Source organism: Rhodosalinus sp., from assembly GCF_046542825.1.
In the GTDB taxonomy this organism is placed as follows: domain Bacteria; phylum Pseudomonadota; class Alphaproteobacteria; order Rhodobacterales; family Rhodobacteraceae; genus Rhodosalinus.
Map to the genome: position 1 here is coordinate 1 of NZ_JBKHAQ010000085.1, position 12571 is coordinate 12571.

Sequence of the window (12571 nt, forward strand, 5' to 3'; positions counted from 1 at the left end):
CCCGGAGGAGCCTGCCGTTCCGGGGCCGGAGCCTTCGATCTGACTTGGCGTGCCGCGATCAGCGGGGGGAAGCCGATGCAGCGCGGCTTTCCGCGGCGCAGCCAGCCCGGGCGGCGGTTGCCTGCGGGATGCTCTGCCTGTCTTGTCGCGGGCGGCAGGACCGGATGCCCGTGCGGCCGGCCTCAGCCCAGCGCCAGGCCCAGCGTCACCGTCATCAGGCCAAGCACCGAAACGAAAAGCGCCCCGATGTTCCACGGAAGCATGGCGCGCATCACCTCGCGCAACTCCGCGTCGGGCAGGTTGCGGCGCTTTGCGCGGGCGACCTTGACCATGCTCCAGATCACGCCGGCAAGGCCCATCAGCGACAGCCCCGCGCCGATCCAGACGAGTATCTCCATGCCGTTCTCTCCCGCCCTGCGCGCGGCCCGCGCTAGCCCATCGTCCTGCGGCCGGCAACCCCTTGCGGGAACGCGGGGGCGGGGATAGGACGCCTGCGCAAGACAGGCGGAGACCCCCATGACCGACACGTTCCAGCCCGGCGCCGGCAGCCCCGTCGCCGCCGAGGAGTTGCGCCAGTTCATCGAGCAGTTCGAACAGCTCGAGGCCGAGAAGAAGGACATCGCCGATCGCCAGAAGGAGGTGATGGCAGAGGCCAAGGCGCGCGGCTACGACACCAAGGTGATGCGCAAGGTCATCGCGCTGCGCAAGCGCGAGCCCGACGACATCGCCGAGGAGGAGGCGGTGCTCGAGATGTACAAGGCCGCCCTCGGCATGGCCTGAGGACGGCTGCCGTGCGGGCGCTCACCGGCGCGCGGGTCTTCGACGGGACCCGGATACTCGGCGGGCACGCGGTCTGCCTGGACGGCGGCCGCGTGGCAGAACTGGTGCCCGAGGCGCTGCTGCCGCTGGACGTGCCGCGCGAGGCGCTGGGGGGCGGCATCCTTGCCCCCGGCTTCGTCGACCTTCAGGTGAACGGCGGCGCCGGCCTGATGCTGGCCGAGGCGCAGGGCGTGGCGGACCTGCGCCGGATCGCGGCGGTGCACGCGCGGCTGGGCGCCACGACCATCCTGCCCACGTTGATCTCCGATACCGATGAGGCCAAGGCGCGGGCGATCGCGCTTGTATCCCGGGCCGCGGCAGAGGGCGTGCCGGGCATCGCCGGCCTGCATCTAGAGGGGCCGCACCTCGATCCGCGCAAGGCCGGCGCGCACGACCCCGCGCACCTGCGGCCGATGACGGCGGCGGATCTCGACCGTTTGCGCGCCGCGGCGGCCGTTCTGCCCCGCCTGATGGTCACGCTGGCGCCGGAGGCCGCGACCGAGGATCAGGTGCGCGCGCTTTCCGGGGCGGGCGTGCTGGTGGCGCTGGGACACAGCGCCTGCGACGCGGCGACCGCCGCGCGTTACGTCGGGGCCGGGGCGCGAGTCGTCACGCATCTTTTCAACGCGATGGCGCCGATGGGGCACCGCGCACCGGGACTGGCCGGGCTGGCGCTGGCCGATGGCCGTGTCGATGCCGGCATCATCGCCGACGGGCACCATGTCGATCCGCTGATGCTGGGCGTCGCGCTGCGGGCCAAGGCCGGGCGGGGCGCGCTCTTCCTCGTCTCCGACGCGATGGCGCTGGCCGGGACGGAGGCGGAACGCTTCGCGCTCGACGGGCGCGAGGTTCGGCGCGCGGACGGGCGGCTCATCCTTTCCGACGGAACGCTTGCGGGCGCGGACCTGACGCTGGCACGGGCCGCCGCCGTGATGGCGGCGGCGGGGGCGCCAGTAGAGACGGCGCTCGCGATGGCGACATCGGGGCCTGCGCGTGTGGCGGGGATCGACGCCGGCCATCTCGCGCCGGGGGCGCCTGCCGATCTTGTCCACCTTGCCGACGACCTCAAGCTCCGCGCGGTCTGGCAGGCGGGCGAACGGCTGTCCTAGCGCACAAGCACCAGCTCGCCGTCCGCGATCTCGATCCGCTCGAAGCGGTTGAGATAGCTCATGCCCAGAAGCGGCTCGGGCATCTCGCCGCTGTTCACCCAGGCGCGGAAGCCGCGTTCGGTCAGCGCGCCTGCGCCGATGCTCTCCAGCCGGACGGGGGCGGTGGCGACCTCGCCGTTGGCGGTCAGGGCGCGGCCGAAATAGGCAAGACCGTCGGTGTCGATGCCCGCGCGTCGGGCGGCCTCGTGCGTCAGGACGACCTCGGTCGCGCCGGTGTCGACCATGAAGCGGGTGGGTGTGCCGTTGACCTCGAGCGTCAGGTAGTAGTGCCCGTCCGCAGAGCGCGGCACGGTGATGCGCCCCTCGCTCACCGCGACGGACTGCTGCGGCGACACCGTCTGACGGATATCGCCCCAGAGACCCACCGCGGCGATCACGCCAAGAAAGATCAGCCCCCACACGGCGGCATATTGCGCGAGCTGCCCGAAGCCGCCGCGCATGCGCATCAGCACCCAGAAGCCGATGGCCGCGCCAAGCAGCGCGAGATAGGTGAGTTGCGCGATCTGGTCCCCGGTCATCTCCGTCCCCTGTTGCCCGTGGCTGTATCTAGGGGCGGGCGCGCGCGGTTTCACGCCCCCAGGATGCCGGTTTCGCGAATCCCGTCCAGGACGAACTGCACCGAGAGCGCGGCAAGCAGCATGCCCAGAAGCCGCGTGACCACATTGACGCCCACGCGCCCCAGCGCCCGCTCGATGAGCGGCGCGGCCAGAAACAGCAGAAAGGCCAGAATGACCACGCACAGCATCACGCCGACGACCGCGCCAAGCCCCGGCAGCCCCGGCCGCTGTCCGGCGAGCAGGATCATCGAGGCGATGGCGCCCGGCCCGGCGATGAGCGGGATCGCCAGCGGAAAGACCGAGGGGTCGGGCTGCTCGCCGCTTGCCTGACCCTCGCGCCGCTGCGTGCGCCGCTCGAAGAGCATGTCGAGCGCGGTGAGAAACAGCAGGATGCCGCCCGCGATGCGGAAGGCCGGCATCGAGATGCCGACGAAACCCAGCACCGCCTCGCCGAAGCCTGCGAAGAGCGTCAGGATCGCCACCGCGATCAGGCAGGCGCGCAGCGCGATGGCCCGCCGTTCCGCCACGGGCAGCCCCGCGGTGAGCGCCACGAAGATCGGCGTCAGCCCGATGGGGTCGATCACGACGAAGAGCGTCGTGAAGGCGGTGATGAGAAAGGCGGCGTCCACCGGCGCACTTTCGCCCGCGGGCGCGCGGGCCGCAAGCGGGCGTCAGGCGGTCTGGGCCGCCTCCAGCCGCTCCATCGCGCGGACCCAGAGCGCCTCTGCCCGCTCCAGCCCCTCCATCACCTCGGCATACTTGCGCTGCCAGACGGCGGCCTCGTCCGCGCGCTCGGGCGCGTAGAGCGCGGGATCGGCCAGCTTCTTCGCCAGCTTCTCGCGCATCTCGGTCAGCTTCTCGACCCGTTCCTCGCAGCGTTTCGCGTCGCTGCGCAGCTCCGTCAGCCGCTCCTTCGAGGGACCGGGGCGGGGCTTGGCGGGCTTCTTCGCGGCGCCCTGGGCGGGCTGGGTCAGGGCGGCGCGGTAGCTTTCCAGATCGCCGTCATAGGGCGCGACGGTGCCACCGGAGACCAGCCAGAGCCGGTCGGCCACAAGCCCCAGCAGGTGAAAATCGTGCGTGACCAGGATCACCGCGCCGGTATAGGCGGTCAGCGCCTCGACCAGCGCCTCGCGGCTCTCGATGTCGAGGTGGTTGGTGGGCTCGTCGAGGATCAGCAGATGCGGCGCGTCGAGCGTGGCGATCAGCAGCGCCAGCCGCGCCTTCTGTCCGCCCGAAAGCCGGGCGACATCGGTTTCCACCTGCGCCGCGTGCAGCCCGAAGCCCGCAAGCCGCGCGCGGTTCTGCGCGGGCGCGCTGCCGACGCGCAGGCGCGCGAGGTGGTCGAGCGGCGTTTCGTCCGCGCGCAGCTCGTCCAGCTGGTGCTGGGCGAAATAGCCGATCCGCAGCTTCGATGCCGCGATGCGCCGGCCGTCCATCAGCGGCAGGCGTTCGGAGAGCACCTTGGCCAGCGTCGACTTGCCCTGTCCGTTCCGACCAAGCAGCGCGATGCGGTCGTCCTGGTCGATGCGCAGGTCGAGCCGGCGCAGCACCGCGCGTCCGTCGTAGCCTGCCGCCGCGCCTTCGAGGCGCAGGATGGGCGGCGACAGCGGCTCCGGCGCGGGAAAGCTGAAGCGCTGCTTCGCGGCCTCTTCGGGCGCGGCGATCGGCTCCATCCTGGCCAGCATCTTGATCCGCGCCTGCGCCTGTTTCGCCTTGTCGGCCTTGTAGCGGAAGCGATCAACATAGCTTTGCAGGTGGGCGCGGCGCGCGTCCTGCTTCCTGGCCTCCGCGACCTGCACCGCGCGCCGCTCTGCCCGCGCGCGCGCGAAGGCATCGTAGCCGCCGGTCCAGAGCGTCAGCTGCCGGTCCTCCAGGTGCAGGATGTGGCCCACCGCGCGGTTGAGCAGTTCGCGGTCGTGCGAGATGAGCAGCACGGTGTGGGGGTAGCGCTGAAGGTAGCTCTCCAGCCAGAGCGCGCCCTCGAGGTCGAGGTAGTTGGTGGGCTCGTCGAGCAGCAGCAGGTCCGGTTGCGCGAAGAGCACGCCGGCCAGCGCCACCCGCATCCGCCAGCCGCCCGAGAAGGCGGCGCAGGGCATTGCCTGTTCGGCCTCGGAAAAGCCCAGGCCGGAGAGGATCGAGGCCGCCCGCGCCTCGGCCGACCAGGCGTCGATGTCGGCAAGCCGCGTCTGGATCTCGGCGATGCGCGCGGGGTCCGTGGCGGTTTCGGCCTCCTCCAGCAGCCCGGCGCGCTCCGTATCGGCGGCCAGCACGGTGTCGAGCAACGAGGTGTCGCTGGCCGGTGCCTCTTGTGCCACACCGCCCACGCGGGCGCGCGAGGGCAGGGCGATCTCGCCACCGTCGAGGCTGAGTTCGCCGCGGATCAGCCGGAAGAGCGTGGTCTTGCCGGTGCCGTTGCGGCCCACGATGCCGACCTTGTGACCGGCAGGGATGGTCGCCGAGGCGCGCTCGAAGAGCGGCCGGCCCTCGACAGAATAGGAGATGTTCTCGATCCGCAGCATGGGCGGGGTGTGACGCAGGGCAGGGGCGGCGTCAATCGGGCGGTGTGTCGTCGCGCCGGACGGCCACCGGGATCGCGCGACGGGGCGAACTGCCACACCTGGCGGCAAGGCCGGGCCGCGCCCGATCCGCGGGGAGGGCGCCCGAAGATGCAGGCGCCCGGGACGTTGAGAGCATGAAGCGGCCGGGCCGCGCGGCGCGCTGGGGCCGGCGGCGCCCTCCCAGGGTCGGGCGCGGCCCTTCGCGCCCCGGTCCCGTCGCCGCTGTGCAACCTCGCGCATAGGCGACGCCGCATGGCAGCGCGGCCTCTCGCCGGCGCCGGCCCTCTACCCCGCCAGCGTCACCACTGCATGACGCTTCTTGCCGGCCGAAAGCTTCACCGGCTTCGCCAGCGCCGCGCGGTCGAGCATCAGGCCCGGATCGGCCAGCGGCGCGTCGTCCAGCCGCGCGCCGCCCTCGGTGATCAGGCGCCGCGCCTCCTTGCCCGATTTCGCAAGCCCCGCCCGCACGAAGAGCTGCGCGACGGAGATTCCGCCCGCGACCTCCTCGGCGCCCAGTTCCAGCCGCGGCAGGTCCTCGCCCGCGCCACCCCGCTCGAAGACCTCGCGCGCGGTGGCCTCTGCCGTCCGCGCGGCCTCTGCCCCGTGCAGCAGCGTGGTCACCTCGTTGGCCAGCACGACCTTGGCCGCGTTGATCTCGGACCCGCCCAAGCCGCCCAGCCGCTCGCATTCGTCCAGCGGCAGTTCCGTGTAGAGCTTGAGGAAGCGGCCCACGTCGGCGTCGGCCGTGTTGCGCCAGAACTGCCAGAACGCGTAGGGCGATGTCATCCCGGCGTCGAGCCAGACGGCGCCGTCCGCGGTCTTGCCCATCTTCCTGCCGTCGGCGGTGGTCAAGAGCGGCGATGTCAGGCCGAACAGCTCCGCCTCGTCCGTGCGCCGGCCAAGGTCCACGCCGTTGACGATGTTGCCCCACTGGTCCGAGCCGCCCATCTGCAGCCGACAGCCGTAACGCCTGTGAAGCTCGACAAAGTCGTAGGCCTGCAGGATCATGTAGTTGAACTCGAGAAACGACAGCGACTGCTCGCGGTCGAGCCGCGATTTCACGCTCTCGAAGCTCAGCATCCGGTTCACGCTGAAGTGGCGGCCCACGTCGCGCAGGAATTCCAGGTAGTTGAGCCCGTCCAGCCATTCGGCGTTGTCGATCATCAGCGCGCCGGTCGGCCCCTCGCCATAGGCGATGTAGCTGGCAAAGACGCGGCGGATGCCGGCGATGTTGTCGGCGATCTGTTCGGGCGTCAGAAGCGGCCGCTCGTCGGCGCGGAAGGACGGATCGCCGACCTTGGTCGTGCCCCCGCCCATCAGCGTGATGGGCCTGTGCCCGGACTTCTGCAGCCAGCGCAGCATCATGATCTGGATCAGGCTGCCCACATGCAGCGAGCGCGCCGTGGCGTCGAAGCCGATATAGGCCGTGACGCGGCCCGCGCGCAGCGCCGCGTCCAGCGCCTCGAGGTCCGTGCAGCCGTGCAGGAAGCCGCGCTCGGCCATCACCTGCAGGAAATCCGACTTCGGCTGGTAGGTCATGCGCCCGGCCCTTCTTGTCTGCTGCGCGCCGCGTCTATAGTGGCGACAGGGCGCAAGGGGAAGGGACGATGATCGAGGGACCGGTCTGGGCCTTGGGCGCGATGTCGGGCACATCGCTCGACGGGGTGGATGCGGCGCTGGTCTGCACGGACGGGGTGCGGGTGAAGGGCTTCGGGCGGACGGGCTACCGCGAGTATTCCGGCCCCGAACGCGCGGCGCTGCGCGCGGCACTCGGCCGCTGGCCGGGCGAGGATCTGGACGCGGCCGCGCGCGTCGTCCAGCGCGCGCACGAGGTGCTGCTGGCCGAGTTCCCCGAGGCCGAGATCGTGGGCTTTCACGGGCAGACGCTGGCGCATGAGCCGAAGGGGCGGGGCACGCATCAGCTGGGCTGCGGGGCGGCGCTGGCGCAGGCGCTGGGGCGGCCGGTGGTCTGGGATTTCCGCTCGGCCGACGTGCGGCTGGGCGGCGAGGGCGCGCCGCTCGCCCCCTTCTACCACTTCGCGCTTGCGAAATGGCTGGAGGCCGAGCGCCCCTTCGCGATCCTGAACCTGGGCGGGGTCGGCAACCTCACCTGGGTCGACCCGCGCAAGAGCGCGCCGGAAGAGGAGGGGGCACTGCTGGCCTTCGATACCGGACCCGCCAACGCCCCGCTGGACGACCTGATGCAGGCGCGGCTTGGACAACGGCAGGACGAGGGCGGGCGTCTCGCGGCGCAGGGCACCGTCGCCGAGGGCGCGCTGGAGCGGCTGATGCAGGCGCATTTCTTCGACCGGATGCCGCCCAAATCGCTCGACCGCGGCGATTTCGCCTTTCTCTCCGACATGGTCGCGGAACTGCCGGATGCCGATGCGGCGGCGACGCTGACCGCCGCCGTCGCCGCCTCGGTGATGCGGGGGATGGAGCATTGCCCGGTCCCGCCCGAGCGGGTGCTGGTCACCGGCGGCGGGCGGCGCAACCCGGTGATGATGCAGATGCTGGCCGCCGCGCTCGACTGCCCCGTCGCGCCGGTGGAGGAGGCGGGCCTCGATGGCGACATGCTGGAGGCGCAGGCCTTCGCCTATCTCGCCGTGCGGGTGGCGCGCGGTCTGCCCACCTCGGCGCCCGGCACGACCGGCGTGCGCGCCGCGGTGGGCGGCGGGACGGTGTCGCGCGCGGGGTAGGGGGGCTCGTCGCGCCCTTCGGGTGCTCCTCGCGACCCGGGCGCGTGGGTCTCGGACCCTGGCACCGAATCCTCATCCAGCTGCAATTTGAGCCCGGTTGGTGCTTACGCCGATCGTTGCAGGTCGAGCAATCGCGCGACTCGAGCAATCGCCCGACGCGCCGAGCCATCACCTGGCGCAGCAGGGCGGGCGGTTGCGGTATTCAGGGCCCGCGAAGAGGGACCGCAGGGACCGAAGAGCCCCCTGTGCGCCCGGCCTGCACTCCCCTATAGTCGGCCCATGGTCTCGCGCGTCATTCCTGTAGATCCCTTCGAACTGGTGATCTTCGGCGCCACCGGCGATCTGGCGCGCAAGAAGATCCTGCCGGCGCTCTGGCGGCGCTTCCGCGCGGGCCAGATGCCGGAGGCCGCGCGCGTGATCGGCGCCGCGCGCAGCGAACTGGACACCGACGGCTGGCGGCGCATGGCGGCCGAGGCGATCGGCCCGGCCCAGGGGCTGGAGGATTTCCTGTCCCGCCTCGACTATGTCACACTGGACGCAACGGGTGACGACGGCTGGTCTGCCCTGCGGCAGGCCTGTGGCACGCCCGCGATCCGCGCCTTCTATTTCTCCGTCGCGCCGTCGCTTTTCGCGCCGCTGGCCGAGCGGGTGCGTGCCCACGGCCTTGCCGACGCCGGGACGCGCGTGGTGGTGGAAAAGCCCTTCGGCAACGATCTGGCGTCGGCGCGCGCGCTCAACGCGGCCCTCGCCGCGCAGTTCGCCGAGGATCAGATCTATCGCATCGACCACTACCTGGGAAAGGAGACGGTGCAGAACCTGATGGCCGTGCGCTTCGGCAACATGCTCTTCGAACCGCTGTGGAACGCGCAATACGTCGACCACATCCAGATCACCGTGGCCGAGACTTTGGGCGTTGCGGGGCGCGCGGACTACTACGACCGCGCGGGCGCGATGCGCGACATGGTGCAGAACCACCTGATGCAGCTTCTCTGCCTGATCGCGATGGAGCCTCCCGCGCGCTTCGAGCCGGGCGCGGTGCGCGACGAGAAGCTCAAGGTGATCCGCGCGCTCGAGCCGCCGCGCTGGCTGGTGCGCGGGCAATACGCATCGGGCGCGGGCATGGACGCCTACGGCACGGACGTGGGCGACGCGGCGAGCGCCACCGAGACCTTCGTCGCGCTGCGCGCCGAGGTCGGCAACTGGCGCTGGGTGGGCACGCCCTTCTACCTGCGCACGGGCAAACGGCTTTCGGCGCGCTCCTCCGAGATCGCCGTGGTCTTCAAGGACACGCCGCATTCGATCTTCGGCATCGACGCGGGCGCGCATCGCAACATCCTTGCCATCCAGCTTCAACCCAACGAGGGGATGAAGCTCTGGGTGACGATCAAGGAGCCGGGGCCAGGGGGCATGCGGCTGCTGGACGTGCCGCTCGACATGACCTTTGCCGAGACGCTGGGGCCGGCGGCCGAGGCGATCCCGGATGCCTACGAGCGGCTCATCATGGACGTGATTCGCGGCAATCAGACGCTGTTCATGCGTGGCGACGAGGTCGAGGCCGCCTGGGCCTGGACCGATGCGGCGATCACCGAATGGGAGCGCGGCGGCGAACGGCCCGAGCTCTATCCCGCCGGCGGCGACGGCCCGCGCGGCGCGGAGCGGATGATGGCGCGGGATCAGAGGCTCTGGCGCGACATCGCCGGGTGACAGGGCCTGCGTGAGGAAAGCGGGAAGATTGGCCGGCGGGGGCGTTGGCGGGCGGGGGCGCTGCCCCCGCACCCCCGGGGTATTTGCGGACCATTGAAAGCAGGAGGCGCGGTTCGGGGCGGCGGGCGGGATGTGCGGAGCGGTGCCGGGGCAGTAGCGCGCGCCGCCCGGGCCTTGCAAGGCGCGGCGCGTGCGGGCAGGAATGGTGGAACGATCCGGGGGCATGACGGCGGAGCGGCGGCATGGAAATCGTGGACTACGCCGACCGGGAGTTGATGGCGATCGACGTTGCCAACCGTCTTGCGGGCGAGTTGCGCGCGGCGCTGTCGCATCGCGAGCGGGTGCTCTTCGCGGTGCCCGGCGGCTCGACGCCGGGGCCGGTGTTCGATGCGCTCTGCGCCGCGCAGATCGGCTGGGATTCGGTCGATGTGCTGCTGACGGACGAGCGCTGGGTGCGACCGGACCATCCGCGCTCGAACACGCGGCTTGTGCGCGAGCGGCTTCTGGTGGACCGCGCGGCCGCGGCACGGCTGCTGCCGATGTATCAGCCCACCGATACGCCCGATGCCGCGGTCGCCCGCGTCACCGAGACGATCGCGCCCCATCTGCCGATCTCCGTCCTGCTGCTGGGCATGGGCGAGGATGGCCACATCGCCTCGCTTTTTCCCGGCGCGGACCGGCTGGAGGAGGCGCTGGCCGAGGACGCGCCGCCGGTCATGGCGCTGCGCGCGCCCGGCGTGGACGAGGCGAGGCTCACGCTCACGCGGCCCGTGCTCGATGGCGCGTTGTCCAAGCATCTTGCGATCACCGGAACGGCGAAGCGCGAGGCCCTTGAACGCGCGCAGCGGCGCGCGGAGACACAGGCCCCGGTGCGCGCCGTGATGACAGGCCTCACCGTGCACTGGGCCGCGTGAAGGGAAGGACCGTGACGATCTGGGAAAAGCTCGAGGCGTTGCGCGCCGCGCGTGCCGGGCGGCGCATTTCCTCGCTGTTCGAGACGGACCCGCAGCGCGCGCAACGGTTCACGGTGCAGACCTGCGGCCTGCTGCTCGACTATTGCAAGACGCAGCTCGACGACGAGAGTCGCGCGGCGCTCATCGATCTGGCGGCGGAGGCGGGCGTGGCCGCGCGCGCCCGCGCGATGATGGGCGGGGCCTGCGTGAACGAAACGGAGGGCCGCGCCGCCCTGCACACCGCGCTGCGCGCGCCCGAGACGGCGGGCGCGATTCGCGTGGCGGGGGAGGATGTCCTTCCGGCGGTCCACGCCACGCTGCGGCGGATGGAGGACTTCGCGCGCGCGGTCCGCGGCGGCAGCGCGGGTGGCCCCGGCGGAGCCTATACCGATGTCCTCAACATCGGAATTGGCGGGTCGGACCTTGGCCCGGCCATGGCGGTGCAGGCCCTGAAGCCCTACGCGGACGGGCCGCGATGCCATTTCGTGGCCAATATCGACGGGGCAGACCTAGCGGACACGCTTGCACCGCTCGATCCGGCGCGGACGCTCGTGATTGTCGCGTCGAAGACCTTCACGACGGTCGAGACGATGACGAATGCGCGCACCGCGCGGGACTGGATGGCGCGCAGCGTCGATCGGCCTGCCGAACAGTTCGCCGCGCTGTCCAGCGCGGTCGACAGGACGGCCGATTTCGGAATCGACGACAGCCGGGTGTTTCCCTTCGCCGATTGGGTGGGCGGCCGCTATTCCGTCTGGGGCCCCATCGGCTTGTCGCTGATGATCGCCATAGGGCCCGAGCGGTTTCGGGAGTTCCTTGCGGGCGCGCATGCGATGGACCGGCATTTCCTGGAGGCGGAGGGCGCCGACAACATGCCGTTGATGATGGCGCTTGTGGGCATCTGGCATGCGCAGGTCTGCGGATATCCGACCCGCGCCGTGCTGCCCTACGACCAGCGCCTTGCCCGGCTGCCCGCCTATCTGCAGCAGCTCGAGATGGAGTCGAACGGAAAGGGCGTTGCCATGGACGGGACCCCGCTTGCGCGACCCTCGTGCCCGGTGGTCTGGGGTGCGCCCGGAACCAATGCCCAGCACGCCTTCATGCAGCTCGTTCACCAGGGGACGCAGGTCGTGCCCTGCGAGTTCCTGGTCGCGGCGCGGGGGCACGAGCCAGAGCTTGTGCACCATCACCGCCTGCTGGTGGCCAACTGCCTTGCGCAGTCCGAGGCGCTGATGCGCGGGCGCACGCTTGACGAGGCGCGGCAGATGCTGGCCGGACGCTACGAGGGCCAGGAGCTCGAGCGGCAGGCGCGGCACCGGGTGTTTCCGGGCGATCGTCCCTCCGTCACGATCGCCTATCCGCAGCTTGACCCGCAGATGCTCGGCTGCATCCTTGCGCTCTACGAGCATCGCGTCTTCGCGGAGGGCGTGATCCTCGGTCTCAACTCGTTCGACCAATGGGGCGTGGAGCTGGGCAAGGAGCTGGCGAAATCCGTCGACTCGGCACTCTCCGGGTCCGGGATCGGCGCCTCCGCCTCGACCGCCACGCTCGCGGCATTCCTGCGCGGCGGCGGAGCATAGCGCGGGCCGCAGTGTCCGCGGCCCGCGGGAGGCGGTTCAGTTTTCGAGCACCGACACCTTGTCGAATCCCTCGGTGAACCCGATCAGCGACATGTCGAGCGACACCTCCTGGTCGGGCGCGGCGAAGGGGACGATCGTGATCGTTCCCGTCGCCCCGCGCTTGAACGCTTCCACGTCAGAGGCGGTCAGGCCGATCCGTGCATAGCAGCCCACCGGGTTGCAGAACGAGAACGGATAGAGCTTGCCCTGCCCGCCATCCACGGAGAGGCGCAGCTGTTCGGTCAGCAGCGTCTCGAGCGGCACGATGATCGTCGCCCCCGCTGCGGCGCGGGCGCCTTCGGGCAGGCGGAAGATGCTGACCTCGGCGACCGGGTTGCCGTCATCGTCGCTCAGGAGTTGATAGAGCGTGCAGGGATCCTCCTGCCGATCGGACCGGATGCACTGGATCTCCCAGTCGCCCGACTCCTCCTGGACATATGTCGATCCGACGTCCGTGGTCCCGAGGCTGAGGTCGCTGCCCGGTCCGTTCTCC

12 protein-coding genes are annotated in these 12571 nt (G+C 71.1%); 6 read left to right on the forward strand and 6 right to left on the reverse strand.

Features of this window, described 5'->3' with window-relative positions:
- Window positions 1–182 precede the first annotated feature (182 nt).
- A complete protein-coding gene (locus ACLFOB_RS11145; protein WP_410915679.1) occupies window positions 183–398 on the reverse strand; it encodes a hypothetical protein in 216 nt (71 codons plus the stop codon).
- A 118-nt stretch (window positions 399–516) separates the two neighbouring features.
- Here ACLFOB_RS11145 and ACLFOB_RS11150 point away from each other — a divergent pair, with 118 nt between their 5' ends.
- Together ACLFOB_RS11150 and nagA are read left to right on the forward strand one after the other, a co-directional pair.
- The gene (locus ACLFOB_RS11150; protein ID WP_410915680.1) at window positions 517–780 is read left to right on the forward strand and encodes a DUF2312 domain-containing protein; all 264 of its coding nucleotides are present in this window, start codon (window positions 517–519) and stop codon (window positions 778–780) included.
- Between the two features lie 11 nt (window positions 781–791).
- Window positions 792–1928: an N-acetylglucosamine-6-phosphate deacetylase gene (gene nagA / locus ACLFOB_RS11155; RefSeq protein ID WP_410926119.1), complete on the forward strand. Its 1137-nt coding sequence runs from the start codon at window positions 792–794 to the stop codon at window positions 1926–1928.
- On the opposite strand, the gene ACLFOB_RS11160 is transcribed toward nagA, so the two are convergent.
- The 4 genes from ACLFOB_RS11160 to tyrS form a co-directional block, all read right to left on the reverse strand.
- Window positions 1925–2506: a TIGR02281 family clan AA aspartic protease gene (locus ACLFOB_RS11160; RefSeq protein ID WP_410926120.1), complete on the reverse strand. Its 582-nt coding sequence runs from the start codon at window positions 2504–2506 to the stop codon at window positions 1925–1927. The two genes, nagA and ACLFOB_RS11160, sit on opposite strands and share 4 nt — an antisense overlap.
- Window positions 2507–2556: 50 nt before the next feature.
- Complete coding sequence (locus ACLFOB_RS11165) at window positions 2557–3174, reverse strand: MarC family protein (RefSeq protein WP_410926121.1); 618 nt, start codon at window positions 3172–3174, stop codon at window positions 2557–2559.
- Between the two features lie 42 nt (window positions 3175–3216).
- Entirely contained in the window at window positions 3217–5064 is a 1848-nt protein-coding gene (locus tag ACLFOB_RS11170; RefSeq protein WP_410926122.1) for an ABC-F family ATP-binding cassette domain-containing protein, read from the reverse strand.
- 324 nt (window positions 5065–5388) lie between these two features.
- Entirely contained in the window at window positions 5389–6642 is a 1254-nt protein-coding gene (gene tyrS / locus ACLFOB_RS11175; protein WP_410926123.1) for a tyrosine--tRNA ligase, read from the reverse strand.
- 68 nt (window positions 6643–6710) lie between these two features.
- Between tyrS and ACLFOB_RS11180 the strand changes: the two genes are divergently transcribed.
- The 4 genes from ACLFOB_RS11180 to pgi all read left to right on the forward strand — a co-directional run bounded on the left by ACLFOB_RS11180 (window position 6711) and on the right by pgi (window position 12039).
- Window positions 6711–7802 carry an anhydro-N-acetylmuramic acid kinase gene (locus ACLFOB_RS11180; RefSeq protein WP_410926124.1) on the forward strand — a complete coding sequence of 364 codons (1092 nt, stop codon included), beginning with the start codon at window positions 6711–6713 and terminating at the stop codon, window positions 7800–7802.
- A gap of 279 nt (window positions 7803–8081) precedes the next feature.
- Window positions 8082–9506, forward strand: a complete 1425-nt coding sequence (zwf, locus tag ACLFOB_RS11185; RefSeq protein ID WP_410915690.1) for a glucose-6-phosphate dehydrogenase — start codon at window positions 8082–8084, stop codon at window positions 9504–9506.
- 242 nt (window positions 9507–9748) lie between these two features.
- The gene (gene pgl / locus ACLFOB_RS11190) at window positions 9749–10420 is read left to right on the forward strand and encodes a 6-phosphogluconolactonase (protein WP_410926125.1); all 672 of its coding nucleotides are present in this window, start codon (window positions 9749–9751) and stop codon (window positions 10418–10420) included.
- A 17-nt stretch (window positions 10421–10437) separates the two neighbouring features.
- Window positions 10438–12039, forward strand: a complete 1602-nt coding sequence (pgi, locus tag ACLFOB_RS11195; protein WP_410926127.1) for a glucose-6-phosphate isomerase — start codon at window positions 10438–10440, stop codon at window positions 12037–12039.
- A gap of 36 nt (window positions 12040–12075) precedes the next feature.
- Here pgi and ACLFOB_RS11200 read toward each other — a convergent pair.
- The coding region (locus tag ACLFOB_RS11200; protein ID WP_410926126.1) for an invasion associated locus B family protein at window positions 12076–12571 on the reverse strand (496 nt) is incomplete at its 5' end.

Coding starts and splice junctions, on each gene's coding strand:
- ACLFOB_RS11145 (WP_410915679.1), bottom strand. CDS start 398: ATGGAGATACTCGTCTGGATCGGCGCGGGGCTGTCGCTGATGGGCCTT.
- ACLFOB_RS11150 (WP_410915680.1), top strand. CDS start 517: ATGACCGACACGTTCCAGCCCGGCGCCGGCAGCCCCGTCGCCGCCGAG.
- ACLFOB_RS11160 (WP_410926120.1), bottom strand. CDS start 2,506: ATGACCGGGGACCAGATCGCGCAACTCACCTATCTCGCGCTGCTTGGC.
- ACLFOB_RS11170 (WP_410926122.1), bottom strand. CDS start 5,064: ATGCTGCGGATCGAGAACATCTCCTATTCTGTCGAGGGCCGGCCGCTC.
- tyrS (WP_410926123.1), bottom strand. CDS start 6,642: ATGACCTACCAGCCGAAGTCGGATTTCCTGCAGGTGATGGCCGAGCGC.
- ACLFOB_RS11180 (WP_410926124.1), top strand. CDS start 6,711: ATGATCGAGGGACCGGTCTGGGCCTTGGGCGCGATGTCGGGCACATCG.
- zwf (WP_410915690.1), top strand. CDS start 8,082: ATGGTCTCGCGCGTCATTCCTGTAGATCCCTTCGAACTGGTGATCTTC.
- pgl (WP_410926125.1), top strand. CDS start 9,749: ATGGAAATCGTGGACTACGCCGACCGGGAGTTGATGGCGATCGACGTT.